Here is a 26,695-nt window from a genome sequence, read left to right as displayed (position 1 = left end):
ATTTTTTGAACATCTTCCATTTACCCGAGTTGACCTTACATAAAGCTCAAACTGAGAGCCAGAGCTACGCCAGCACCTATCATGGCAATTGTGTAGCCAAATATGATAGCTCGGCCAAACTGTGCCCCCCCTGTCATCCATGCAATTGTCGCTTTGCTTAACATGTTGCTCAGTGTGGCCAGCCCTAGCGCGACAGCAGCCACATTTGTTGTTAAGCCTTCAGTACTATGCAGGCGGGCAAGTGAGACTAAAATAGCATCTACGTCTGCTAGCCCAGAAATAGTCGATAATACGAAGATGCCGCTGGTGCCCAACCATTGTTTTGCTGCCGGGACCAAGACTGCCATGACAGCCAGGAAAACAGCGAAGCTGAATGCTGTCCCAAGATCAAAAGGAGCCATTACTTCTATTGTTCGATCGTTGTTTTCAGCGCTGGTAATTTGGCGTTGTCTCCACAATGCCATACCCAGTAGAAGGATTCCCGCAATCATCATTGCACCACCAAAAGTGCTTAGCAATGCTGGCTCAATGACGCCTATCAGCACAACCATACGAAAAAACATGATGCCACAGGCAGCCAATGTTCCAGAAATAGCAGCACTGACCATGACGGGGTGCTGGCGTGTATAGCGTGCCAGTGCGACAGTTGCAGCTGTAGAAGATGCCAAACCACCCAATAGACCTGTCCAGAATATGCCTCTTTCTGAACCGGTAAGCCGCATGGCAAAATGACCTGCCAGAGAGAGTCCGGCAATCAGGATCACTGCCCACCATAACTGGTAAGGATTTAATGCAGCAAAAGGTCCCAGACCCGTATTGGGTAAGTAGGGTAATATAACGACAGAAAGTACCAGCAACTGCAGGGATGCGGTTAATTCACGATGCTCTATCAAGCGTAGCCAACCGTGTAAGGTTGGCTTGAGATCCAAAAATACAGCGACGATTACAGCCGCGGTTAATGCTAAAGTAACATTACCATGGGATGCATATGCACCTAAAACTAATGTCAACAGCATCGCGATCGTCGTGGTAGCGCTTAGATTACCGGAAAGTTTTGCAGTACGCGCGTAGGACACTGTTAATAATAAGGAAAGCCCTAATACGGCCGCAACTAGCGGCCAAGCTCCGAAGTTTGGTTGTAAATGACCGAGCACTCCTCCGAGCAATCCTGTCAATGTGAAGGTACGTAGACCTGCTACTCGGCTGCCTTCTGGCAGTTCTCGATCCTGCCATCCTCGTTCTAAACCAATGAGCAGGCCGATGGCGAGTGCTGCAACCAGCCCTGATACATCTGGTGGAAGAAAGGAACTCTCTATCAGAACTTTTTATTTCGCAGGCGAAGGGCATTGGTGATGACTGAAGCTGAACTCAAACTCATAGCCAAGGCGGCAATCATCGGTGACAACAACCAACCGGTAAATGGATATAGTACGCCAGCCGCGATAGGGATACCCAAAGCATTGTAAAGGAAAGCAAACATGAGGTTCTGTTTCATGTTGCCGACAGTAGCTTCCGAAAGTGAACGGGCAACAGCAATCCCTCGTAAATCTCCCTTGACCAGCGTAACTTGGGCACTATTCATTGCAACATCAGTCCCGGTTCCCATAGCGATACCGACATCAGCTTTAGCCAAGGCTGGTGCATCATTGATGCCATCACCAGCCATAGCCACGATGCGACCTTGCTTCTGCAATTTGCTGACCAGTTCTAGTTTATCTGCGGGTTTGACTTCGCCATGTACCTCATCAATGCCTAGACGTGCTGCGACTGAACGGGCAGTGGTGAGACCATCTCCTGTTGCCATCACGATACGTAGACCCGCTTCCTTCAGGGTGGCAAGTGCTTCTGGGGTACTTTTTTTGATGGGATCGGATACTGCAAGCAGGCCGGCCAATTCACCATTGATGGCTAGATGCATCACACTTGCACCTTCTGAACGCAGCTCTTCGGCTTGCGGAATCAGCGATTGTACCGAGATACCTAATTGCTCCATCAGTGCTGTGTTGCCCAAAGCTAACTGACGATCGCCCACTTGACCTCGAACACCAATCCCTGAGCCTGATTCAAAATTTTCTGGTGTTTCAAGAGGCAGGCCACGTTCGTGTGCTGCGTTTACAATCGCTTCGGCTAGCGGGTGTTCACTGCCTTGATCAAGACTGGCGGCTAAACGTAATACTTCAGATTCATCGAAACCTGATGCGGCAACCACACGATCGAATACAGGGCGTCCTTCGGTCAACGTACCTGTTTTATCGATGATTAGTGTGTCAATCTTGCGCAGATTCTCAATGGCTGCTGCATCGCGGAACAACACACCATGAGTAGCACCTTGACCCGTTGCAACCATGATAGACATTGGAGTTGCCAAGCCTAGTGCACAAGGACAGGCAATAATGAGTACTGCCACAGCATTGATTAATGCATAAACCCAGCTCGACTCTTCTGGGCCGAACAGTCCCCATCCAAAGAAGGTAAGCAAGGCAATGGCTACTACAGCCATGACAAACCAACCTGCAACCTGATCAGCCATGCGTTGCATTGGGGCTCTTGAGCGTTGAGCTTGCGCCACCATCTGTACGATCTGGGATAACATGGTACTTGAACCAATTTTCTCTGAACGCATGATCAATGAACCATTGGTATTCAGGGTAGCACCAATGACTTTATCACCGATGCGTTTAGTGATCGGTAAAGGTTCACCTGTCAGCATCGATTCATCCACTGAACTACTTCCTTCAGTGATTACACCATCCACAGGCACTTTTTCACCTGGGCGAATTCTGAGTAAATCTCCTACATGGACATGCGTTAGAGGAACATCTTCTTCAGTTCCATCAGGCAGGATTCGGCGAGCTGTTTTAGGAGCGAGCCCAAGGAGTGACTTAATTGCAGCAGAAGTTTGCGAACGTGCTTTTAACTCCAATATTTGTCCCAGTAGGGTCAATGAAATGATGACCGCTGAAGCTTCAAAGTAAACAGCGACACGACCCATGGAAATAAATGAGTCTGGGAAGATTTGCGGTGCAATGGTTGCGACCACACTATAAATAAATGCAGCTCCAGTGCCCAAACCAATCAGCGTCCACATGTTCGGGCTGCGATTCACAACCGATTGCCAACCCCGGGAAAAAAATGGCCAACCTGCCCAAAGTACAATTGGGAGTGACAACACCAGTTCAATCCAGCTCTGAACAGCCATATTGAACAGGTTCATTTGATGACCAAACATCGCCAAAAAAGTCACGATGATGGTCAATGGCAGTGTCCACCAGAAGCGTCGGCGGAAATCACGTAACTCCGGATTCTCATCTTCCTCTAATTCAGGAATGAGTGGCTCCAGTGTCATTCCGCATTTAGGACAGTTTCCAGGATGATCTTGCCTGATTTCTGGATGCATTGGGCATGTATAGATGGTCGTACCTGTTGTGCTTGCCGCATTAACGTGTTGAACAGTCTGATGATGCTGTGTATGTGCATCGGCAGTCGTCGTTGCGGGTTTAGCGATATATTGCACCGGGCTGCTATGAAACTTTGATTGACATTTATCACTGCAAAAAAAGTAAGTTTTCCCCTTAAATTCCTCATGGTATTTCGATTCTTCAGTGACGGTCATACCACAGACTGGGTCTTTCAGTACGTCTGTTGTAGCCTGTGCCATATGGTCCTGGTTATGATTTTTTTGATCTGACATAAATAATTCTCTTATGGAAAAGTGGTTTTATGGCCGAATTTTGGAATAAATCTCGGAGTCTGTTGAGCATAGCTGTCATAGACAGCGCCAAACTGTTTACTCATTTCAGCCTCTTCCTTAATTGCCAAGCGGCTGTACATTAAGAGTAGGATTGGAAACATAATCAGTGTCAGTAAAGTTGGCCATTGCAATAAAAAACCCAGCAAGATCATCACAAAAGCCACGTATTGTGGGTGACGTATACGTGCATAAGGGCCTGTGATCGCTAAAGAATGCTGACGTTGCGCGTTGTACAGCACGTGCCATGACGTTGATAACAGGTAAAATCCATAGCCCAAGAAAACGTAACTGGCGATATGCAAAATGCCAAAATGTGGATCACCTTTTTCACCTAATAGCGTTGACCACAAGTGACCTGCATTATGAGAAAGTAAGTCAAGTTGAGGGAAGCGAGTTTGAAGCCAACCAGATAACAGGTAAATGGTTAAAGGAAAACCATACATTTCGACAAATAGAGCAATGATAAAAGCCGAAAAGGCCCCAAATGTACGCCAATCGCGCGCAGTGGAAGGTCTAAAAAAACTGAAAGCGAACATGATAAAAACTGCTGAGTTAATGATAACCAGCGTCCATAAACCATAAGCCGATTCCGCATGATTCATGAGGGGTCTCCTGGTTCGCTTGATTTTTTATTATCTGATGTGTCTGGATTTTTCTGTTGATGATGGTGATGTCCATGACCACCATGCATAAAAATATGCATGAGTGGGCATGCTAAAAGGAGTAAAAAGGGTAAAACACCAACGACATGGGCCAAATGCTCGGTTAAGAGAAAATAGGCTGCCACACCACCAATCACGAATAGGCCGATGGCATAACGTGTAGACCAAAAGTTAGGTACTGAATTATGTTCTTGAGGTTGATGGTTCATGGTGCTTCCCTCTCTAATTCATGGGTAATTATTTAGTTGTGGAGGGAGGCATACAGTCCATCATCATCTGCATCATGGATTGCATCATGTCCATACGTTTTTCCATCATTTGCTGACGGTCAGCCATATTTGCATGCATGCTTTGGCCGCTCATCTGTTTCATCATGCTCATACCTCCTTGCATGAGTTTCATGTGCTCAGCCATAAGTTTTTGACGTTCTTGAGGGTTTTTTGCAGCCATCATCTTTGCATGCATGGCTTGCATTGCTTTCATGTGCTGGTCCATTGCAGCCATTTTATCTGTAGCAGTGGTGCTGGTAACTGTTTGCTTAATTGTTACTGCAGATGGTGCTGTTTTTTCAGGGTGGTGATCTTTGTGTTCATCGGATTGCTGTGCAAATGTATTCAATGACGCGGCTGCGATACATAAGCCCAAAAAAATGTTTTTGAATTTCATCATAATTTTTTCCTTTAAATAATTTGGAAGTAAAAGCTATGTTTTAGTACTGAACAGAGTCTAGGAATTTGACTACTAAACTGATGAAATTTTTGGTTATTCTCTGTCTCTCTTAAAAATTTTAGCACTATTAATTAATTATTTTTAAAAATGACAAAAATGTAATTTTGAGATCTTCTCGAAATATATAGTCTATGCTGAGATGACAAAAATTTTATTTAATATTAATCTTTTAAAACTATTAAAGTTGTTATGATTTTATGTGCTTAAAAAAATAAAAATGAAATGATTAGATGACTCCAAGGCTAGTTAGAGACACATTCTTAATGTAATTTACACTCTTATTCCTTTAAAGAAAAAATACAGTTGATCAAAATAGTTTTTTATAGAAAAAAGGGTGGATAATTTAATTATTAAACTTATTGGTATATTTATTAGATAGAAGGGGCTTTGTTGCACAAAGATTTCATAACTATATGATTTTAGAAGTTTTGATTATTTTTTGATCCAAAATTAAATTTATTTAAATCAGATGCTTACATATTTATGCAACAAAGCCGATAGAAGGTAAAGAAGATTATTTTTAATATTAGGGTTTATAATCCAAATTTCAGAGTAAGGAATCTACTACTTATATAATAGAGATTCCATCTCCAAAACAGTACTACTGTATGAATGAGTTGTATTCAATGCAGGGAAGAATGTAGATCCTTAATACTAACGGAAAATTATTTTACTGAATTTTCATGTAAAGACTCATTTAATTGATCAATCACTGTCGTCCATTCACCATCAGAGTGTAGTTTTTCTTCTAAAAAATGACGTTGAGCATCAGTCCAAAAAATTGCTTGTGTTAAAAAAACATCTCCAGCTAGCTGATGGCTCTCTATGAATTTTGCAATTGCTTCTTCAGTAGAAGCTAAACCAAGCTGTTCAAATAATTTGGTCATTCTTGGACGTGTTTGAGTCATGTGCTTAGCCCACAAATTTATATTAGATCAAATTAAACATAACATGTTTATATTTAAACTAAAATATAAAAAATTAAATAGCTACTATTTTCTTAGACAAAATGATTACTACATTTCATAAATCAACCACCTGCATAATTTGTTTGTTAAATGATCATTATTTTTCAATAAGATTATTTTAATAGTTAAAGATTTTAAATTTTAAAAATGACAAAAATGTAATTTTGAAGTCATCGCTCTGTTTCTGTCTCTCACTAATAATTGAAATATAAGAGGAGATGATGTGGTCTCATTAAATATAGATTTTATAAAGTCATCTCTAATGAACTAACGAATCAAGAGGAAACGTAAATGAAATTATTTCAAAATAAAATGACTGCTCTACGTAATGTTGTAGTAGCTGCAACAATGATTGTGGCTACTACAACTACGTTCGCTCATGTGAGTTTAGTGAGTGCGATTCCTGCGGAAAATGCATCTATCCTTAGTCAACCAAAGAACTTGACCCTTAACTTTGGTGCAGAGGTTATGTTGATGAATATTAAGTTACTGGATGCTCAGCGAAGAGATGTTCCTTTAAAATATAAAGTTACTCATGACTTAAAGAAATCCTTTGATGTCGCTCTTCCGAAACTGAAAAAAGGTAAATATACCGTTGTCTGGACAACAATGGGGAAAGATGGTCACAACATGAATGGTGAATATAGTTTCACTATCAAATCAACTAAATAAGAATTGATTACCTTTCAACATGTCAGTGAGGTGCTGGCATGTTGTTCTAGAATGGACAAAAATAATGATTTCTGAATATTGGATGTGGGCCACTTGGTTAACTAAGGTTATTTTATATTTAAGTGTAGCTTTTGTCGTTGGTGGAGCCTTTTGCTATTTTTTACTTAGACAATATCTTGAACTAAAAGAATCGATTCTTAAATATATTACAATTGGCGCTGGATTAGGCCTAATTTCCAGTACCTTGGGATTTTTTATTCTGATTGGTAGTTTTGCCAATACTGGTATTACAGGTATGGTGGACCCCACGTATATTAATATATTGGTTAATACTCCGACGGGGTATATATACGTTCTTCGTTCTATTAGTTTTGCTCTTTTACTTCTTCTCATGGTGGTTAAACTTAACAGGAACAAAGGTCATTTTTCTATAATTGAAAGTTCAATATTTTGTGTTTTACTTCTCCCGATTATTTTTAGTTTTTCCCAGCTCGGACATGTCGCTAATTTAACCTTACTTGCTCAAATTTTATTATCAATCCATATTCTAGTTATGTCGTTATGGATGGGGTCTTTATATCCGTTATGGAAAACCAGCCGGGAAATAAGTGGTTTACCTTTAAAAGATCGCATGCATGTATTTGGACGTATTGCTGCTTTCATTGTTGGGATATTAATCGCCTGTGGCGCTAGTGTAGCTCTTCTTTTAATTAAAGATTTTAATACCTTAATCAATACTGCATATGGCTATGGTTTCATGGTTAAAATGTTTTTTGTTATAAGTATTCTACTTTTAGCTGCCTTCAACAAATGGTATTTCACCCCGCATCTTCAACATCCTAAATTTGCTAAACACCTTAGTCATGCCATTTTATTTGAGATGTTATTAGGTCTATCAATTCTATTAACAACAGGCTATATAACCACTGTCGTGGGTATTGAATAAGAGAATTTCAAAATAAGGGAATTGAGGAAATTTAACATTACTGCATTTATCTTTTGTAGCTGAGCAATAAAGTTTCTACTGGACTGTCAACTTACGACAATCAGAACAGTAAAATCGCATCATGAGGCATTATACATAAAGGTAGTCACCGGTTTTTAGCTTATCTTCAACCCATAACGGTCTCATCTATTCAGTTCACTACCATTGATTGAAATAACTAATCTTATAAATTTCAGAGTGATCGTAGATGACAAAAATGTCATTTTAAAGTCACATTAATGTTGGTTAAGTACTTTTACTGTAGTCATTAGAACACTCTTCTTTGGAATACTCTGAAGAAAACTGTAAGGTTGTAAACAGACCAAGTTACAGCGAGTAACTGATTCAGAAAAAGGCTGGTTGTATGGTGAAAGTTTAGAGTTACTGTTCTAATGTTTTAAACAAATGTTTTGTTAAAAAGGAGCAACATATGAAATTTCACATCGCTAATATGACTTGTGGTGGTTGTGCACGCGGCATTACTACCGCAATTAAAGAGCTCGACTCGAATGCCTCACTCGATATTGATTTACAAAACCGTATCGTTGAAATCAACACAACAGTGAGTCAGGATAAAGTCATTGCAACTCTCAGTGAGCGTGGATTTACAGCTGATCCTGCTTAATCTCTGTTAGAGTAACAGTGGGAATTCCTTACCACTTTGGTGGTGTTTCAAAAAGTATGCTAGCGTTAAACAAATCCGTTATTAAGGTAAAAGAAAGTCAAATCAAAGGCTTTAAAATGATTTTCGAGCTTTTTAGAAAAGTTGCAACTTCTCCTAAATCCACGCCTGATTCGATGACGAATTCTACAATTGTTACCTTCAATACCGACGGTAAAAAACTTACCGATCACTTGCTTGCAACATTGAAATGCTGTGATAAAACTATCCCAATATTGTTACTTAGACAGGTAGGACATTTGATTTGTAGCGTTATTTTCATACCTCTATTTTATCAAAAGCCATATTGTTTTTTTCAGCATACTTTTTGAAACACCACCTTTGTTTGTTTTAGAGCGTCGGGGCGCCTCGGCAATTCTGCGTGTTGAAATAGAAAGGAAAATTCATTTTCTGAATGAAGATATCAGGTATGAACTGGTAAAGATACAATCCACGATTCATATTCAATCCCATGACTTTAAAGCGCAAAGCGTGTTGCAGATGCAGCTCTTATTCCGAGGAATTTTACACTGGTATCGCCCGCCGATAGAAACACCAGATCCGGCAGTCAGGACGTAAATAACCATTCCTCCAGTTTAAATAAAAAAACCTGCAGATTCGATGCAGGTTTTTTTTAGAGATAATCAATCGCGTCTTATTTGGCTTTACGCTCTTTTTCAATCAGGTAATTCACCACCTGAATTACTTTGGCATCATTGCCCTGCACAATATATTTACCATTCACGGTCACTGCCGGAACACCACTTAACTGATACTGAGCAGCCAGATTTTTGGCTTGGGCAATTTTCGAAGTGATCGGGAAAGATTTATAAGTGCTGTTAAATTTCGCTTCAGGAATACCATAGCGGGTATAGAACTTGGCCAATTGCGCCTGTTCTAAAATTGGACGCTGCTTATCATGAATATCATGGAATAATTGTAAATGTGCTTTTTGACGCACACCCAGGGCTTCTGAAACATAATAAGCACGTGCAGCCTGTTCCCAAAGCGGGTTCATTGCAGCAGGTGTACGTACAAAACGTACATCTTTTGGTAATTTTTTCAACCAGCCCTGCATATGTGGTTCAAGCGCGAAACAGTGACCACAGCCATACCAGAAGAATTCACGTACCTCAATTTTGCCCGGTTTTTCGACTTTGACTGGTTTTGCGACCACCTGATAGTCCTGACCTGCCACAAAATTGGCCATAGCACTACCTGAAAAGGCCAAAACAGATGCGGCAACAGCTCCTAAAAGGAATTTTTTCATTGGGATTATCGTCCTCTAAATCATTATGCTTAGTGTATGGGTTCACTATAAATCAATTATGCCGGTTCCGTTTTCATGCTGCGAACTTTTGTGCTATCAGAACCGCTACATTAAAGTATGCGACTGATTTTAAGTCAGTTAATATGGCCATTCGACCGCTATGTGTTTTTAGACAATCACAAAAGTTAAACTTTGAGTAATAAAAACGGTTATAATTTCTACGATTAAAAAGTAGTGGTCAAACCTACAGCAAATATTAACTTCTTACTATTCTCTTCAGTAACAGCCGCGTGGCTATGATAATTGCTGGAATTTACAACATAGAACTGAGCAAAAAAATCTTTACTTATAATAATGAGTAAATATATACATCAGAATGACAACAAAATTACAAACTTGTAATTTTGTTAAGGTTTGTTCTCAAAAAAATAAATTAATACTATTTTAAAAAAGATAAATCGTTGCTGAAAAAGCTAGATTGCAATCGAGTTAATTAATTATAAATCAGAAACTTATATTGTATAAAATTAGTAACTCTTTGCTTTCTGCACTTATTATGGCACTGTTGCAAATAGAGATTTGAGTCGATGATGTTCCCTTTAAAAAGTACTTAGAGACCGAAAACCCTGTTGATTAGACACACTTCACCCTGAGGCTGACCATAATAAAATGACGATGCTTGTCCTTTACGTAGTGCACGCATGACTTCAATACCTTTAATTGTGGCATAAGCCGTCTTCATAGATTTGAATCCTAATGTGGCCCTGATGATCCGCTTTAGCTTGCCATGATCACATTCAATCACGTTATTTTTATACTTAATCTGCCTGTGCTCAAGGTCTGGTGGACATTTACCTTCCCGTTTTAACCGTGATAAAGCACGTCCATATGTGGGTGCTTTATCCGTGTTGATCACTTGTGGAATTTGCCACTTCTTCACATTATTTAAAATTTTTCCAAGAAAACAATATGCTGATTTGGTATTACGTCTAGAAGAAAGATAAAAATCAATGGTATCGCCACGTTGATCGACTGCACGATACAGATAAGACCATCGTCCATTCACTTTTACATAGGTTTCATCAATATGCCACGAGCTCAGATCTGTAGGATTACGCCAATACCAGCGTAAACGTTTTTCTATTTCAGGAGCATAACGTTGAACCCAACGGTAAATAGTCGTGTGATCAACATTCACACCCCGTTCGGCCAGCATTTCCTGCAGTTCACGATAGCTAATGCCATATTTACAATACCAGCGCACAGCCCAAAGAATGATTTCGCCCTGAAAATGCCGACCATGGAAAGGATTCATATGCTGCACCTTTAGCTAAAACAGTCTTCAGCTTACCATTCGTGGTTATTTGCAACAGTGCCCTTACTTCAAAGCCAAAATTTTTCGGGCACCATTAAGTACGAATAAAGAAACCAGTATGCCAATGATTAAGTCTGGATAAGCTGATCCCGTCCACGCCACGAGTACACCGGCAAATATAACGCCCATATTTACGACAACGTCATTCGCCGAGAAAATCCAACTGGCTTTCATATGTGCGCCATCTTCTCGATGACCAGAAATAAGATATAAGCATGTCACGTTAGCTATAAGTGCGAGCAGGCCAATAACAATCATGAGCGTTGATTCTGGCTCGCTTCCAAACATGAATCGTCTAATGACATCAACAATCACGATAACAGCAAGTAATAACTGAATCCAACCTGCGAAATGGGCTGCTTTTATTTGATATTTCGCAGCTTTTCCGACGGCATATAGCGCAATACCATAAACGGCTGCATCGGCAAACATATCTAGAGAATCAGCAATCAATCCTGTAGACGCAGCAATAATACCGCTGATGAATTCTATAAAGAAAAGTAGAGCATTAATACCTAATAACAGTTTAAGTACTTTAGCTTGTCTCACAGGATCAGGTTCATTAGGTATATCGCCTGAAGAAAGCTGTGTTTAGAGATGGATCCGTAAATTTGAACAACTCCTATAAGTGATATTCTGCTCCTCAAATGATGTTATAAACATCAATATATGGAGTATTTTATGGCACGTAGACCAAGAAGAAATCATTCAAATGATTTTAAAGCTAAGGTAGCACTTGCTGCGATTAAAGCAGAAAAAACACTTGCTGAATTGAGTGCTGAGTTTGATGTTCATCAAAACCAAATTATTGACTGGAAAAATCAATTGATCTCAGCTTCCTCGCAAGCTTTCGATCAATCAAAAGCTCCAACAGAACCACCCATCGATCTAAAAAAACTACATGCAAAAATCGGTGAGCAGGCATTAGAAATTGATTTTTTAGAAGGTGTGTTGAAGAAACTGGGCCGCTTCAACCACAAAAGTTAATCGACGACTCACTTCAGATTTCAGTATCTAAGCAAGCTAAGCTGCTGAAAGTCTCCCGTGGTTGTTATTACTATCGCCCAAAACCTGTGAGTGCATCAGATCTGAAGCTGATGCGATGTATTGATGAATTACATATGCAATATCCTTTTGCAGGCAGTCGTATGATGCGTGATTTGTTGAATCGTCAAGGACATCATATAGGACGACGTCATACACGTACTTTAATGAAGAAAATGGGTATTCAGGCGTTATATTGCAAACCAAATTTAAGCCAGGCTAATCAAGCTCACCGTAAATATCCATATCTGCTCAAAGGGTTGGCTATTCAGCGCAGTAATCAAGTGTGGTCTACGGATATAACGTATATCCCTATGGCAAAAGGCTTTGTTTATTTATGTGCTGTGATTGATTGGCATAGCCGCAAGGTACTTGCGCATAGGGTATCGATTAGTATGGAGGTGGATTTTTGTATTTCGGCTTTAAATGAAGCGATTGAAAAATATGGTCGACCTGAAATATTTAATACAGACCAAGGCAGCCAGTTTACCAGTGATGCATTTATTGATGTATTGAAATCAAATGGCATTCAAATCAGTATGGATGGTAAAGGTCGATGGGTAGATAATGTGATGGTTGAACGATTATGGCGGAGCGTTAAATATGAAGAGGTGTATCTCAAAGCTTATAGCAGTGTCACAGATGCGAAAAAGCAATTAAGTGCATATTTTGAGTTTTATAATTTGAAACGACCTCATTCGAGTCTAGACAAAATGACACCAAATGAGTTTTACTATGATCAGCTACCCCAACAAAACAAGGTGGCTTAACTAGAGCGGAATATCACTTATAAATACGCTTTTAGTTGTTCAAACAAGTGGGACCACCTCTTTTCATCAAGTTTCGCCCCAAAACCCAGTCCTTCGAGTTTAGCCGTAATTTGCTGAATCCCTTCATTATGGAAGACTTTCAGTTTTCGATTGGGAAGATCAAAAGTAAGACCTTTAACTGCTTCAATATCTGCAAGAGCCATACGGACCATTTGCTCTTCAGCAGAGCAATCCATTTTAGGAATGGTGTAGGTACTTGTTTGCTTAGCCTGTTGATTGCTTATATAAGTTTCAGTCTTCACAAGCTTTGCACCAAAACCCAAAGCTTCAAGTTTGGTGGTTATATTTTCATCTTTTTGATTATGTAGAACCTTTAAAGAACGGTTAGGTAAATCAAAGATGAGTTTTTGAACACCATCAATTGAAGATAGCGCCATACGAACCATCTGTTCTTCCGCAGAACAATCCATTTTGGGAACTAAGTATTCACTCATGTAGTGCGAATCTTTTAAAATATCTTCAGTGCTTAAATTTTCTTTGGGATCAGAACCATAACAGGATTGAGCGGTATCTTCACAACTGTTTGAAGTGTTACAGCAAGGAGATGAAGATTTTTTTTCTTCCTCTTCACCACAACAGCTAAGCGTATTATCACAATTCTTTGAATTGTTTGCTTCTGCAATTGATGGATGATTTTCTTGTTGAGATTTCTTATCTTCGCATGGTGTTTCTTTACTACATCCACAACCACTCATAATTATACCCATTAAAAAAATTATAAACTTTGAATATTAGAATCCCTATAGTTACTATAGAGTCAAGAATCTTTGGAAATACTAACTCAATGCATTTAAAAATTGGTGAACTCTCTAAAAAAACCTCATGTTCAGTATTAACAATTAGGTTTTATGAAAAGGAAGGTTTAATTCCGGAACCGGAAAGAACGGAAGGAAATTACCGCCTTTACGATGTAGGCTATGTTGAGCGAATTAAATTTATTTTGAATTGCCGAACTTTAAATATGAGTTTGAATGAAATTCGTCAATTACTTACCTATAAAGACAAACCTGAGAAAAATTGTTCAGATGTGAATGAATTAATTGACTTACATGTCAGTGCTATCAGAGAAAATATAATCAAGCAACAAAAGCTTATTGAACAACTATCTGATTTAAGAGGTACTTGTGATGGTTTATGTACAATTGACCAATGTGGAGTTTTAAAAAATCTAGCTTGATTATCTAGACCTATGCTTTTTTCAAAAAATCGGCACTGTTGCAAATAACCACGAATGGTAAGCTGAAGACTGTTTTAGCTAAAGGTGCAGCATATGAATCCTTTCCATGGTCGGCATTTTCAGGGCGAAATCATTCTTTGGGCTGTGCGCTGGTATTGTAAATATGGCATTAGCTATCGTGAACTGCAGGAAATGCTGGCCGAACGGGGTGTGAATGTTGATCACACGACTATTTACCGTTGGGTTCAACGTTATACGAATCTAAAAATGGGAGCCTATAGCTCCCATTTTTATTGTTAAACGTTGAATCCTATATGTTTTCCTGTTGGAAGCTCTACATCAATACGGAGCTTCCCACCCATTGCCTCAACATACTTTTTCATGGTTGAAATCTTAAGATCATTGCCACGATTTTCTATTGCTGAAAGCGATGGCTGTTTTATTCCCAAAGTTTCAGCAAGCTCTTTTTGAGAAATTTCGAGTTCTTCACGAATAAGATGAAGCTGATTTTCTAGCAGTAATTCATCAGCCATTTTTTGAATACGGGCTTGGCTCTCTGGAGAGCGGCTAGCTAACAATTCTTGCAGAGTCTTAGCCATTAGATTTATCTCCTAGGGTAGTGAGATGAAGTTGGTATTGTTCATCTGCAATATCCAGCATGTCTTTATAAAAACGCTTTTTACCGCCTTTATCAGCAATACATAGAACAATAGCCTGTCGTAAGGGATCAAATGCGAAGAAAGCTCTTAAGGGTCTACCGCGATGTTGAACACGCAGTTCTTTCATATGGTAATCCTCCCATAAATAACCGAAGTTAAAAGTAGAGGTTAAGCAGCCATTAGAGGTGGCTTTCCTTTGTTAGCTAGATGTGGTCTTTCATGGTTGTAATGCCACAACCAGTTTGTTGCATAATCTTGTACTTCATCCAAAGTATCAAATAAATGCTTGCTCAGCCAACTATAACGTATGGTCCGATTATAGCGTTCAATATACGCATTCTGCTGTGGCTTACCCGGTTGAATATATTCAATACGAATACCGTGCTCAGTCGCCCAGCGCACAAATTCGTGACTGATAAATTCGGGACCATTATCGCATCGGATCACTAACGGTTTTTCTCTCCACTCCAGCAATTGATTCAACGTACGAATAACCCTGATTGTGGGCAATGAGAACCCTGCTTCAATGGCTAGGCCTTCGCGGCGGTAATCATCAATCACATTCAATAATCGAAACTTGCGACCATCGGAAAGCTGATCATGCATAAAATCTAATGACCAAACCTGATTTTCTCGGATTGGTTCCTTCAATGGTTCAGGCGCATGCCGTTTTAGTCTTCTTCTCGGTTTAATACGCAGATTCAGTGCCAACTCACAGTAAATGCGGTAAACCCGCTTGTGATTCCAGCAGCAACTCTCAACATGCCGTAAATACGAGAAGCACAAACCAAAGCCCCAATCGGAATTTTCCTCAGTGAGTTCAATGAGCTGTTCAGCAATGAGTGCATTGTCATCGCTGAGTTTGGCTTGATAGCGGTAGCAGGTTTCACTAATGCCAAATGCTTTACAAGCCAAACGAATACTAATGGCATGCTGGGCAACTGCCTGTTGTGCCATCTTACGCCGGCAAGATGGCTTTACCCTTGCGCAGCAGTGCTGCTCATTGCCATCGCTTCCTGGATGATTTCGGCCTTTAATCGCTCTTCCGCATACATCTTTTTAAGTCTGGTATTTTCGGCTTCTAGCTCTTTCAGTCGAGCCATTAATGATGTATCCATACCACCATATTTGGCACGCCATTTATAAAAGGTAGCATTACTCATGCCGTGTTCACGGCAAAGGGTCGCTACAGGTGTGCCAGATTCTGCCTATTTCAAGATGGACATGATCTGACTGTCAGTAAATTTAGATGTTTTCATGCAGAATCTCCTGCTCGTATCTTAAGAGAAAATTCTACTTTTAGATCCTATTATTTTTAGGGGGGATTACCGGTGGCCTAACTTAAATAAAAAGTCTCCGACAAACCCGGTACGGTTCACTATCTATTGTTATTCTTACCTGAAATTGATGTGAGCTTATAGAGACAAGGTAAATTTGCAAAAGTGCCGGCTATTCAGTGTTCATTGAATGTTTAATTTAATTTATTAAGCTTGACCTTGGAGTGGCTCTAAGCCTTATACTTGGTACAAATTTTTCGATTGTTATGATGATGCGTTCTACTACATGGATTACAGTCTTGGTTGGATTGTTCATGTTCCAAAGCTTTTGGAATGTGGCGGCGGCCTTTTGTGTCCATGAACAACAGCCTCAATCACAGCAGAGTTATCATTTTGGTCATCACCAAAATACCTTGTGTGCCAGCGATAGTCGTCAACACGATCATAATGGACAGTCAGAAAACATAAAAACATTCAGTAGCGATTTAGAAATCGGTGAAGATCATCAAGATCATCTACCATCGATGACGCATTTGATTGTACAAAATGAAAAAGTAGATGTGTTTCATCCAAGCTCTGAAGTTAAAGTGAATCCACAATTTCATTGGAAAAACAGCTATCAGGCTCCTGACCTGTTTCAACAAAGCCCACCTCCCGAATTTTCCCCGCTCATGGTGGGGTAGCCTAAAACATTCCCACCACTTTTATTATTTAAATAAGTGGGAAAAATCATGTCTTCACAATCAATTATACTCTTGCGTCATAGCTTGGTTGCTTGTATATGTACAGCGGCTATGCAATATAGCTATGCTGAAAACGTTACCAGCTTTGAATCCGCTTTAGCAAAAGTACAAAGTTACCAGACTCAAGACAAGCTGTGGCAACAAGTTCAGCAAATATCTGAATTGAATATTCAGCAAAGTCGGTTATGGCAGAATCCAAGTATAAGTTTAGAACAGTCTGGCTTTGGCTCAGGTCAAGAACAGGAATTCAATGTTGGCGTTAGTCAACCTCTAGATCTATTTGGTCAGCGTAAGCTGAACCGGGTGATTGCCAATACCTCGAATCAACAAATCCAATTGCAACAGCAATTATGGAAGGCACAAAGCCAACTGATTGTTAAATTTGCATGGTCGCAATTTGCACTTGCTGAGGTTGAGCAGTCTGCTTATTCAGTACAGTTAAAAACAAGTAAAGCCAATCTGGACAGTGCCCAGAAACGCTATCAGGCAGGCAGTATTGCCCTGGTTGATTTTGAGCGTACCCAAATTGAAGCGCTAGAAATCCAACGACTTTATCAGCAAGCGATGCTGAATAAACAAGCTGCCGGTCGTCAGCTGTCTAATTTGTGGGGGGGAGAAACATCTTCACATCTTCAATTGAATAAAACCGCTATCCCTTGGCCAGAGCAAAGTCTCCAAACTGTGCAACGGTATATTGCTGAAGGGTGGCTAGAAAAATTCTATGCCTTGAACATTCAGCAATCGGATCATCAAATTGAAAATTTAAGAATTCAGGCACGTCCCAATCCGACTTTAAATGTAGGCATGAAACGTAGCAAAACCCCTAATGAAAGCAACGATACGACTTTGGCAATCGGCGTGGCTATTCCACTGAATATTTTCAACCGCCAGCAATATGCGATCCCGATGGTCCAGCAACAGCAAATATTGCTGAACCAACAGCAGCAGCGTGAGCTGAAGCAACAAATACTCAATATTGCCAACAGCATGCATCAGCTCAAAGGTTTACGTAGCCAGTTCGATGCCACAACAGCACAAGTTACTTTGGCGACCAAAGTTCAGAGCCGTACTTTACAAGGGTTTCAGGCAGGGAAACTGTCCATTACCGACGTTCAGCAAGCAACCACCCAACTGCAGAATCTTCGATTGGGTCAATTACAAATTCTACGTCAAGCTTGGCAAACTGCCCTCGCAGCTGAGGCACTCAGTATTGGCACAAGTTATGAAGAAATTAGCCGTTCGGATGCCTATACACAACTGAATAAAAAGGCAGTCGAAGCATCGCAAAATTTAATCAATGGGGGAGCACGATAAAATGAACGCCAAGCAAAACGGAAAAATATCCCAGTCTCTCATGATTGCAATTTTGATTCTGATTACGGTCTTGGTCAGTCTGGTTATTTGGTTAAGTTCAAAAAAAACTGAATCTGAGGGGCATGGTCATGATGAGGGAAATGCCGAACATTCTGATGAAGATAGTTCTGAAGAAGGACATGCTGAAGAAGGCGAAATACAACTGACCAGCCAACAAATGGTTGAACAAGGTTTAAAAGTTGCTGTTGCATCCACAGGATTGGTTGAAAAGCTGACAACCCTGCCAGGTAAATTGGTGGTGAATACCGATCAACAAGCGCATATATCGCCTAATTTTAGTGGTCATGTCGAGCAGGTCAATGTGGCTTTAGGACAGAGCGTGCAAAAAGGACAAACGCTGGCTGTACTAATCGTGCCTGAACTGATCGACCAACAGGCAAATCTGCGTATGGCACAGGTGAATCTGGATTTGGCCCGTAAAGATTACCAGCGCGAACAGCAACTCTGGTCACAGGGGATTTCTGCCAAACAGGATTACCAGCGTGCCGAAAATGCCTACCGTCAAGCGCAGATTACTGTCCAGTCCTCACAAGCACGTTTAAATGCATTAGGTGCAAGTGGCAATAACAATGGGCGTTTTCTGATTAAAGCACCGATCTCTGGGGTGATCAGTCAAAAAGATATTGTGGTCGGTGAAAATGTGCAACTGGCTAATCAGCTCTTTGTCATTGAACAGCTGAAAGATTTATGGCTTGAGTTTAATTTGCCGAATCAATTCTCAGGTCAACTGCAAGCCGGGCAAAAAATTGACTTTAAAGTGAATGATTCAGATCAAATCTATAAAGCTACTGTACAAAGCTTAACCTCTCAGGCAGATGTACAAACAGGGCGTCTGGTGGTGCGCGCAAAACTCGATGCGCAAGCTACTGAGTTGCGTTCTAATGTGTTAGTGAGAGTGTTGATTCCGGAAGCTACAGCAAAATCAGCCCTTCGGATTCAAAAGTCTGCGCTGCAAAGTATTGAAGGTGAAGACAGTATTTTCATCGTAGATTCAGAACAAAAAGGTCAAGTCCACTTAAAAGCACAGAAAGTGCAATTGGGGCAGGCTTCAAGTGATGGACAATGGCTTGAAGTGATTTCTGGGCTGACTGAAGGGCAGAAGTATATCGCTCAAGGCAGTTTCTTGTTGAAATCTGAATTAGAAAAAGACGAGGCAGGCCATGAACATTAATTCTGATCTGCCAAAACCAGAAGGTTTATTCGAACGAATCATTCAGTTTTCCATACAAAATGCGATTTGGGTGTTGCTCTTTGTCTGTACCTGGATTGCGGTCGGGGTGTATAGCTATCAGAAACTCCCGATTGATGCTGTACCCGATATTACCAATACCCAAGTCCAGATTAATACTCAAGCCAAGGGTTTTACTGCGCTTGAAGTCGAACAGCGGATTACCTATCCCATTGAAAATGCCATGGCTGGCATTCCGGATCTGGAGCTTACCCGTTCCATATCCCGTTATGGACTCTCTCAAGTCACCATTGTCTTTAAAGATGGGACTGATATTTATTGGGCCCGTCAGCAGATTAACCAACGGATACAGGAGGCGCAATCTGAGTTGCCTGCACAAATCGCACCGACGATGTCCCCCGTTTCTACGGGTCTCGGTGAGATTTATCAATGGGTACTGAAGGCAGATCCGAATGCGAAAAAGCCGGATGGAACTGCATACACGCCGATGGATTTGCGTGAGATTCAGGACTGGATTGTGCGTCCTCAACTGCAACGTGTTAAGGGAGTTGCAGAGGTCAACAGTATTGGTGGTTTTGAAAAAACCTATGTGGTCTCTCCCGATTTAAACCGGATGCAGCAACTGAATATCTCATTAGAACAACTGCAACAGGCTTTAGCGCAAAATAATGAGAACCGAGGTGCAGGTTATATTGAAGACAATGGTCAGCAACTGACGGTACGTGTACCGGGTACATTCAATGGGCTTTCTGATATTGAGAACACCATGCTGGGTAGCCCAAATGGCAGCCCAATTCGGGTTGGTGATATTGCGCAAGTCTCTATTGGGCATGATTTAAGAACCGGTGGGGCAACCTATAACGGCAAAGAAACCGTTTTAGGGATTGCCATGATGGCGATGGGTGGAAATAGCCGGACTGTTTCTAAAGCTGTGGATGCCAAGCTTCAAGATATTCAGAATAGTTTGCCTAAAGGGGTAGTGATTGAAACGGTGTACGACCGTACTACCTTGGTTGAGAAGGCGATTAAAACCGTTCAGAAAAACTTGGTAGAGGGAGCAATCCTGGTCATCATCATTCTGTTCCTGTTTTTAGGGAATATCCGTGCTGCCTTGATTACTGCCTGTGTCATTCCACTCTCTATGCTGTTTACCTTAACCGGGATGGCACAGAAAAATATCAGTGCCAATCTGATGAGTTTAGGTGCACTCGATTTCGGCATCATTGTCGATGGTGCTGTGGTGATTGTCGAAAACTGTATCCGGCGTTTAGCCCATACACAGCAACTGTTAAAACGACCTCTCACACAAAGTGAACGCTTTAAGGAAGTTTTTCTGGCTGCCCGCCAAGCACGTCGTCCTCTTATTTTTGGTCAGCTTATTATTTTGGTGGTGTATTTGCCGATTTTTGCTTTAAGTGGTGTAGAAGCAAAACTATTTCATCCGATGGCTTTAACCGTTGTTCTCGCACTGGTGGCAGCTATTATTTTATCGATCACCTTTGTGCCCGCTGCAGTTGCTTTATGGGTTAAAGGGGAGATCAAAGAAACGGAAAGCCGTTGGATGATCTGGCTCAAAACCCGATATCAACAGATATTGGATGGAGCCTATCATTACAAAGCGGTGGTTTTAACTTTTGCCATTTGTCTCCTGGTCATTACGGGTCTGCTCAGCACGAAGATTGGCAGTGAGTTTGCACCCCAGCTGAGTGAAGGTGATTTTGCGGTACAGCAATTACGTTCTCCAAGCACAGGCTTGGAAGAGTCTTTACGTATTCAGGAAAATACCGAAAAGCTTTTACTGAAAAACTTTCCCGAAATTAAAGCTATATTTGCCCGTACCGGGACTGCTGAAGTGGCGACAGATGTGATGCCACCGAATATTTCCGATGGTTATATCATGCTGAAACCACGTGAGGAATGGCCAGATTCAAAAGAAAGCCTAGATGCACTTCGAACCCGAATGGAAGCTTATCTTGCGACAATTCCCGGCAATAACAGTGAGTTTTCTCAGCCTATTGAGCTACGTTTTAATGAACTGATTTCAGGTATACGCAGTGATGTGGGGGTGAAGGTTTTTGGTGATGACATGCAGGTTTTGAATACTGAGGCTGCAAAAATCGCGAAAATCATTCAGCAAGTCGCAGGTAGCAGTGCGGTGAAAGTTGAACAAACTTCGGGTCTGCCTTTACTCAATGTAGAGATTGATAAAGCTTTAGCTGCCCAGTATGGCTTGAGTGTGAAATCTATTCAGGATGTGGTGGCTGCAAGTATTGGTGGACAAAGCGTGGGAGAGATTTTAGAAGGCGATCGTCGTTTTGATTTTGTTATCCGTCTTGGAGAGCAAGACCGTAGTGTCGCATCTGTTTCCCAGTTACCTATTCAGCTTCCAAATGGTGGCAGTATTTTATTGTCGGATGTCGCGCAAGTCTCGACCATTGAAGGAATCAACCAAGTCAGTCGAGAAAATGGTAAACGCCGAGTTGTGGTTACAACGAATGTTGAAGGGCGTGATTTAGGGTCTTTTGTTTCTGATGTACAGACACAGCTCAAAGCATACACTTTGCCAAGTGGTTATTGGATAGAATATGGCGGTCAGTTTGAAAATTTGGCTTCAGCCAAAGCACGGATGCAAATCGTGATTCCACTGGCTTTAATCACTATCTTTATTTTACTGATGGCGGTCTTTCACAATGTCAAAGAAAGTCTATTGGTCTTTACCGGGGTACCCTTTGCCTTGACCGGTGGTGTGCTGTTCCTTTGGCTAAGGGATATTCCATTATCGATGTCAGCTGGAATTGGCTTTATTGCCTTATCTGGTGTTGCAGTCCTCAATGGACTGGTAATGCTGACCTTTATTAAGGAATTAAGGTACAAATATCCAGTGCATAAAGCCGTGTGGCAAGGGGCTATTTTGCGCTTAAGACCAGTGTTGATGACAGCTTGTGTGGCTTCACTGGGTTTTGTACCAATGGCGCTGGCAACCGGAACAGGGGCTGAGGTTCAACGGCCACTGGCAACCGTAGTGATTGGCGGGATTATCTCTTCAACATTACTAACTTTGGTGCTGTTACCCGTGCTTTATCGTTGGATAAATGAAAAGAAAGTTTCTTAATCCAATAGATTAGTCGATTTACAGCAGAGATATTGGCTGTTATCCAATATCTCTGCTCATCATAAATAGAATAAGGAAAATATTTTATGTCAGAACATCATGATCATAGCCATGCGGTTGTTACTGAAGAAAATAGTAAGAAGTTAATGGTTGCCTTAGGTTTAACGACTACTTTTTTAATAGTAGAAGTTGTCGCTGCTTTTATTACCCAAAGTTTGGCTTTGTTATCTGATGCAGCTCATATGTTTACTGATGTAGCCGCTTTAGCTATTGCTCTTGCCGCTATCAAAATTGGTAAAAAAGCCGCAGATGATAAAAGAACTTTTGGCTATCAGCGATTTGAAATTTTAGCGGCTCTGTTTAATGCGGTGATGCTTTTTGTGGTAGCAATATATATTGTATATGAAGCTTATCAACGTTTTACGAATCCTGCTGAAATTCAAAGTGTTGGAATGATGATTGTCGCGGTCATTGGTTTGGTCATAAATTTGATTTCAATGAAAATCCTTTCTGCTAGTGCTGAAGGAAGTCTAAATATAAAAGGTGCATATTTAGAAGTTCTTAGTGATGCTCTAGGATCGATAGGCGTGATTATCGGAGGAATAGAGAGGTGGTCCCACTTGTTTGAACAACTAAAAGCGTATTTATAAGTGATATTCCGCTCTAGTTAAGCCACCTTGTTTTGTTGGGGTAGCTGATCATAGTAAAACTCATTTGGTGTCATTTTGTCTAGACTCGAATGAGGTCGTTTCAAATTATAAAACTCAAAATATGCACTTAATTGCTTTTTCGCATCTGTGACACTGCTATAAGCTTTGAGATACACCTCTTCATATTTAACGCTCCGCCATAATCGTTCAACCATCACATTATCTACCCATCGACCTTTACCATCCATACTGATTTGAATGCCATTTGATTTCAATACATCAATAAATGCATCACTGGTAAACTGGCTGCCTTGGTCTGTATTAAATATTTCAGGTCGACCATATTTTTCAATCGCTTCATTTAAAGCCGAAATACAAAAATCCACCTCCATACTAATCGATACCCTATGCGCAAGTACCTTGCGGCTATGCCAATCAATCACAGCACATAAATAAACAAAGCCTTTTGCCATAGGGATATACGTTATATCCGTAGACCACACTTGATTACTGCGCTGAATAGCCAACCCTTTGAGCAGATATGGATATTTACGGTGAGCTTGATTAGCCTGGCTTAAATTTGGTTTGCAATATAACGCCTGAATACCCATTTTCTTCATTAAAGTACGTGTATGACGTCGTCCTATATGATGTCCTTGACGATTCAACAAATCACGCATCATACGACTGCCTGCAAAAGGATATTGCATATGTAATTCATCAATACATCGCATCAGCTTCAGATCTGATGCACTCACAGGTTTTGGGCGATAGTAATAACAACCACGGGAGACTTTCAGCAGCTTAGCTTGCTTAGATACTGAAATCTGAAGTGAGTCGTCGATTAACTTTTGTGGTTGAAGCGGCCCAGTTTCTTCAACACACCTTCTAAAAAATCAATTTCTAATGCCTGCTCACCGATTTTTGCATGTAGTTTTTTTAGATCGATGGGTGGTTCTGTTGGAGCTTTTGATTGATCGAAAGCTTGCGAGGAAGCTGAGATCAATTGATTTTTCCAGTCAATAATTTGGTTTTGATGAACATCAAACTCAGCACTCAATTCAGCAAGTGTTTTTTCTGCTTTAATCGCAGCAAGTGCTACCTTAGCTTTAAAATCATTTGAATGATTTCTTCTTGGTCTACGTGCCATAAAATACTCCATATATTGATGTTTATAACATCATTTGAGGAGCAGAATATCACTTATAGGAGTTGTTCAAATTTACGGATCCATCTCTTAGTTATTTATTTTACCCAGTGGATGTGGGTTGATACCGTAATCGCTGTGTTAATTGGCTTCTGGGTCTTACCTCGAACTTGGACTTTATTAAAACAAAGTATTCATATTCTGCTTGAAGGAGTTCCTGATGAGATTGATATTGAGTCGTTAAGAAATGATTTATTGAAGCTAGAGGGCGTTGAAGGGATTCATCAGTTGAAAGTCTGGGCTATATCCTCAAGAAATATTCATTTAACTGCTCATTTGGTTGCTCCGAATAGCAATACAGATCAACTCTATCAAAAGGCCTTAGAAGTTCTAAAACATAATCATAATATTACTGAAATTACGTTACAAATAGAAAATACGAAATGTAATACATTGAACCAACATAAACACTAATTTGGACTTTAGTCTTCATATAGATGTTTTGTGTAACTTTAAAGTACACCCTAAAGTAACATTTGAAATGCCCCAGAATTTGTGTCTCATTTAAATGAAAAGTGACCATACGTTACATGTAACTTTTAAATATTAAATTTATTTATTACAATAAATAGAAATAAACGTCTGGTAGAGTGCAAAATGAAAGGTCATAAGGTGGGATACGTCAGAGTGAGCTCTGTTGACCAAAATATTGGGCGACAACTTGAAGGAATTGACGTTGACCGGATTTTTGTTGATAAGGCTTCTGGAAAAAACACTGTCCGACCGAAATTTCAGGAAATGCTCAGCTATGTTCGTGAAGGAGACATGATTGTTGTTCATTCCATGGATCGTTTCGCTCGTAGTCTGAAAGACTTAGTTACTGAAGTTGATCAGCTCATAAAGAGGGGAATTGCCATCCAGTTTGTCAAAGAAAATATTACCTTCACCGCTCAGGCTACTCCGATGGATAACCTGATGTTGCAGTTAATGGGTGCTTTTGCCCAATTTGAGCGAGAGATTATCCTAGAACGTCAGAAAGAAGGGATTAAGATCGCAGCTGCTCAAGGAAAATATAAAGGTCGTGTCCATAAATTAAATCCTGATCAGGCTCAAGCCCTGCGACAAGCTTGGGACGAAAAGAAGTATTCATCCAAAGTTGAGCTGGCAAAAGCATTTGGTATCAGCCGGCAGGCTGTGTATCGCTATTTGCAAAACGGATTTTTAAATGCAGCAAGTGATGAAATAAATTAAAGTTCACTGGACCGCTAGCATAATCCTACAAGAAGTTATGCTGGTAGTGGCCAGCATAGTTATCATTCAAGAATATACAATTTAGATTTTTTCTTTGGTATATCAATTTTAGCTAAAGAATCAAATGTTAATTGATTGAAATCATCTTCAGAGATTCCGATTTCATCAAGCATTTTATTCTTATCAAATGAGGGGTGAGAGGCGAGGACAGACATAATTTTTGGAAGCATTAAACTCTCATCACGGTGAGTTTCTTCTGGTTCATTAATGTTGAAACCTAAAGAGTTAATTTTCATTAAATTACTTCGATTAACCCAGTCACTAATTAAGCCCAATTTATGAGCTTTATAGTTAATTGCCTTTAAAGAAGTTCGCCAAACCTTTTTATATTCAATCATATTTTCAAGTGACAAATAACGAGGGGCCGTTGCAAAGAATGCATCTGTTGGCATTAAGAACTCTGAAGAAAATTGATCTGCTTCAGTTTCAAGAACTCTGTTGTCCTTTTCAACACGAATTTTCTTATTATGCGTGTGCATAACAATATGTCCAAGTTCATGCGCACAATCGAAACGTGCTCTTTCAGCTGACTTAAATGTATTAAGAAATATGAAAGGACTGCCAGTTTCATCATCAAAAAATGAAAGTGCATCGATTTCCTTAATTTCTGTAGGCAATCTAAAGACACGGATTCCTTTTAGTTCACACAAAGAAACCACATTATTAATAGGCTGATTACCTAAAGCCCATAAGCCTCTTAGTTCAGATGCTAAATATTCTGCATATTTATGCTGCCCCAAGCACTCCGTAATATCTAGGTCCGGGCGCTGGAATGAAGGCAACTTAACTTTCTGAGTTAAATACTTATTAATATTTACAGCCAAAAGAGTATATGCCTCATTGGATTTTTTATGCTGTGCTTTAATGCGAGCAACGGATCTATAAAATATTTGATCGGTTTCATGAGGTTGCGTGTCATTCCTCATGAAAAATGACATAGGCAAATTTAATGTGCTGCTAATTTCGAGCTGATCATTGTCATTGATTTCTTTATCCACATCTAAAAGTTGCTTTACCTTAGAGATAGAGCAACCTAATTTTTCTGCGAAATCGATATTGCTAAGTCCACGCAGTTCTTTAGCAATACGTAAACGATCTTTATTAAACAC

21 protein-coding genes and 8 pseudogenes are annotated in these 26,695 nt (G+C 40.3%); 13 read left to right on the top strand and 16 right to left on the bottom strand.

The features are described from left to right. Positions 1 to 35: 35 nt before the first annotated feature. From GA693_RS11190 to GA693_RS11165, 6 genes are all read right to left on the bottom strand, one after another. A complete protein-coding gene (locus GA693_RS11190; RefSeq protein WP_045796007.1) occupies positions 36 to 1,319 on the bottom strand; it encodes an MgtC/SapB family protein in 1,284 nt (427 codons plus the stop codon). After that, positions 1,316 to 3,691: a heavy metal translocating P-type ATPase gene (locus GA693_RS11185; RefSeq protein ID WP_138001011.1), complete on the bottom strand. Its 2,376-nt coding sequence runs from the start codon at positions 3,689 to 3,691 to the stop codon at positions 1,316 to 1,318. Before GA693_RS11185 ends, GA693_RS11190 begins: the two co-directional genes overlap by 4 nt. Positions 3,692 to 3,702: 11 nt before the next feature. Then, entirely contained in the window at positions 3,703 to 4,353 is a 651-nt protein-coding gene (locus GA693_RS11180) for a methyltransferase family protein (protein ID WP_004663997.1), read from the bottom strand. Continuing rightward, positions 4,350 to 4,622 (bottom strand): DUF2933 domain-containing protein, encoded by a 273-nt coding sequence (locus GA693_RS11175; protein ID WP_045796005.1) that lies wholly within the window; start codon positions 4,620 to 4,622, stop codon positions 4,350 to 4,352. Before GA693_RS11175 ends, GA693_RS11180 begins: the two co-directional genes overlap by 4 nt. Positions 4,623 to 4,650: 28 nt before the next feature. Next, positions 4,651 to 5,082 (bottom strand): hypothetical protein, encoded by a 432-nt coding sequence (locus GA693_RS11170; RefSeq protein WP_045796004.1) that lies wholly within the window; start codon positions 5,080 to 5,082, stop codon positions 4,651 to 4,653. A 725-nt stretch (positions 5,083 to 5,807) separates the two neighbouring features. Then, positions 5,808 to 6,050, bottom strand: a complete 243-nt coding sequence (locus GA693_RS11165; protein ID WP_004281876.1) for a DUF2789 family protein — start codon at positions 6,048 to 6,050, stop codon at positions 5,808 to 5,810. A gap of 351 nt (positions 6,051 to 6,401) precedes the next feature. Between GA693_RS11165 and GA693_RS11160 the strand changes: the two genes are divergently transcribed. From GA693_RS11160 to GA693_RS11150, 3 genes are all read left to right on the top strand, one after another. After that, the gene (locus tag GA693_RS11160; protein ID WP_004681441.1) at positions 6,402 to 6,782 is read left to right on the top strand and encodes a copper resistance CopC family protein; all 381 of its coding nucleotides are present in this window, start codon (positions 6,402 to 6,404) and stop codon (positions 6,780 to 6,782) included. A gap of 64 nt (positions 6,783 to 6,846) precedes the next feature. Next, entirely contained in the window at positions 6,847 to 7,728 is an 882-nt protein-coding gene (locus GA693_RS11155) for a CopD family protein (protein WP_045796003.1), read from the top strand. 469 nt (positions 7,729 to 8,197) lie between these two features. Continuing rightward, a complete protein-coding gene (locus GA693_RS11150) occupies positions 8,198 to 8,392 on the top strand; it encodes a heavy-metal-associated domain-containing protein (protein WP_004733233.1) in 195 nt (64 codons plus the stop codon). Between the two features lie 65 nt (positions 8,393 to 8,457). On the opposite strand, the pseudogene GA693_RS11145 reads toward GA693_RS11150, so the two are convergent. The 4 genes and pseudogenes from GA693_RS11145 to GA693_RS11130 all read right to left on the bottom strand — a co-directional run. Beyond that, positions 8,458 to 8,664: pseudogene (locus GA693_RS11145) on the bottom strand (IS1 family transposase); the annotation flags it as partial. Between the two features lie 419 nt (positions 8,665 to 9,083). Next, entirely contained in the window at positions 9,084 to 9,698 is a 615-nt protein-coding gene (locus GA693_RS11140) for a thiol:disulfide interchange protein DsbA/DsbL (protein WP_045796002.1), read from the bottom strand. 610 nt (positions 9,699 to 10,308) lie between these two features. After that, a complete protein-coding gene (locus GA693_RS11135; protein WP_001067784.1) occupies positions 10,309 to 11,013 on the bottom strand; it encodes an IS6-like element IS1006 family transposase in 705 nt (234 codons plus the stop codon). Between the two features lie 63 nt (positions 11,014 to 11,076). After that, positions 11,077 to 11,664, bottom strand: a pseudogene (locus GA693_RS11130) (cation transporter); the annotation flags it as partial. Positions 11,665 to 11,754: 90 nt separating this feature from the next. Between GA693_RS11130 and GA693_RS11125 the strand changes: the two are divergent. Next, positions 11,755 to 12,887, top strand: a protein-coding gene (locus GA693_RS11125) for an IS3-like element ISAba14 family transposase (protein WP_223155595.1) whose coding sequence is annotated in 2 segments (ribosomal slippage) — positions 11,755 to 12,007 and positions 12,007 to 12,887 — 1,134 coding nt in all. Because the reading frame shifts where the segments join, the coding sequence is not laid out codon by codon here. Positions 12,888 to 12,937: 50 nt separating this feature from the next. Here the strand turns inward: GA693_RS11125 and GA693_RS11120 are convergent. Then, a pseudogene (locus GA693_RS11120) lies at positions 12,938 to 13,642 on the bottom strand (cation transporter); the annotation flags it as partial. Positions 13,643 to 13,731: 89 nt separating this feature from the next. On the opposite strand from GA693_RS11120, the gene cadR reads away from it, so the two are divergent. Both cadR and GA693_RS11110 read left to right on the top strand, forming a co-directional pair. Continuing rightward, positions 13,732 to 14,124 (top strand): Cd(II)/Pb(II)-responsive transcriptional regulator, encoded by a 393-nt coding sequence (cadR, locus tag GA693_RS11115; RefSeq protein WP_000550240.1) that lies wholly within the window; start codon positions 13,732 to 13,734, stop codon positions 14,122 to 14,124. Between the two features lie 93 nt (positions 14,125 to 14,217). Further along, a pseudogene (locus GA693_RS11110) lies at positions 14,218 to 14,379 on the top strand (IS6 family transposase); the annotation flags it as partial. A 41-nt stretch (positions 14,380 to 14,420) separates the two neighbouring features. Here the strand turns inward: GA693_RS11110 and GA693_RS11105 are convergent. The 3 genes and pseudogenes from GA693_RS11105 to GA693_RS11095 form a co-directional block, all read right to left on the bottom strand. Then, a complete protein-coding gene (locus tag GA693_RS11105) occupies positions 14,421 to 14,723 on the bottom strand; it encodes a helix-turn-helix domain-containing protein (RefSeq protein ID WP_001140620.1) in 303 nt (100 codons plus the stop codon). Beyond that, positions 14,716 to 14,913: pseudogene (locus tag GA693_RS11100) on the bottom strand (type II toxin-antitoxin system RelE/ParE family toxin); the annotation flags it as partial. The gene GA693_RS11105 and the pseudogene GA693_RS11100, both read right to left, overlap by 8 nt. A 38-nt stretch (positions 14,914 to 14,951) precedes the next feature. Beyond that, positions 14,952 to 16,042 (bottom strand): annotated as a pseudogene (locus tag GA693_RS11095) (IS3 family transposase). 332 nt (positions 16,043 to 16,374) lie between these two features. Here GA693_RS11095 and GA693_RS11090 point away from each other — a divergent pair. The 5 genes and pseudogenes from GA693_RS11090 to GA693_RS11070 form a co-directional block, all read left to right on the top strand. Next, complete coding sequence (locus tag GA693_RS11090) at positions 16,375 to 16,743, top strand: cation efflux protein, CzcI-like (protein WP_005096107.1); 369 nt, start codon at positions 16,375 to 16,377, stop codon at positions 16,741 to 16,743. Between the two features lie 48 nt (positions 16,744 to 16,791). Next, positions 16,792 to 18,117: a TolC family protein gene (locus tag GA693_RS11085; RefSeq protein WP_160240877.1), complete on the top strand. Its 1,326-nt coding sequence runs from the start codon at positions 16,792 to 16,794 to the stop codon at positions 18,115 to 18,117. Between the two features lies 1 nt (position 18,118). Next, the gene (locus tag GA693_RS11080) at positions 18,119 to 19,348 is read left to right on the top strand and encodes an efflux RND transporter periplasmic adaptor subunit (protein ID WP_016658777.1); all 1,230 of its coding nucleotides are present in this window, start codon (positions 18,119 to 18,121) and stop codon (positions 19,346 to 19,348) included. Next, on the top strand, positions 19,338 to 22,478 hold the full coding sequence (locus GA693_RS11075; protein ID WP_160240879.1) for an efflux RND transporter permease subunit: 3,141 nt from the start codon (positions 19,338 to 19,340) through the stop codon (positions 22,476 to 22,478). The genes GA693_RS11080 and GA693_RS11075 overlap by 11 nt, the downstream gene beginning before the upstream one ends. An 86-nt stretch (positions 22,479 to 22,564) precedes the next feature. Next, positions 22,565 to 23,083: pseudogene (locus GA693_RS11070) on the top strand (cation diffusion facilitator family transporter); the annotation flags it as partial. Positions 23,084 to 23,145: 62 nt separating this feature from the next. On the opposite strand, the gene GA693_RS11065 reads toward GA693_RS11070, so the two are convergent. After that, a protein-coding gene (locus GA693_RS11065; protein WP_223155595.1) for an IS3-like element ISAba14 family transposase occupies positions 23,146 to 24,278 on the bottom strand; the annotation gives its coding sequence in 2 pieces (ribosomal slippage) (positions 23,146 to 24,026 and positions 24,026 to 24,278; 1,134 coding nt in all). An 87-nt stretch (positions 24,279 to 24,365) separates the two neighbouring features. On the opposite strand from GA693_RS11065, the pseudogene GA693_RS11060 reads away from it, so the two are divergent. Together GA693_RS11060 and GA693_RS11055 are read left to right on the top strand one after the other, a co-directional pair. After that, positions 24,366 to 24,749 (top strand): annotated as a pseudogene (locus GA693_RS11060) (cation diffusion facilitator family transporter); the annotation flags it as partial. 183 nt (positions 24,750 to 24,932) lie between these two features. Further along, on the top strand, positions 24,933 to 25,526 hold the full coding sequence (locus GA693_RS11055; RefSeq protein WP_104988051.1) for a recombinase family protein: 594 nt from the start codon (positions 24,933 to 24,935) through the stop codon (positions 25,524 to 25,526). Positions 25,527 to 25,588: 62 nt separating this feature from the next. Here GA693_RS11055 and GA693_RS11050 read toward each other — a convergent pair whose 3' ends face one another. Next, the gene (locus tag GA693_RS11050) at positions 25,589 to 26,695 is read right to left on the bottom strand and encodes an ImmA/IrrE family metallo-endopeptidase (RefSeq protein WP_104988052.1); all 1,107 of its coding nucleotides are present in this window, start codon (positions 26,693 to 26,695) and stop codon (positions 25,589 to 25,591) included.

Source organism: Acinetobacter indicus (genome assembly GCF_009914475.1).
Classification (GTDB): domain Bacteria; phylum Pseudomonadota; class Gammaproteobacteria; order Pseudomonadales; family Moraxellaceae; genus Acinetobacter; species Acinetobacter indicus.
This window is presented reverse-complemented; position numbering and strand designations above follow the sequence as displayed.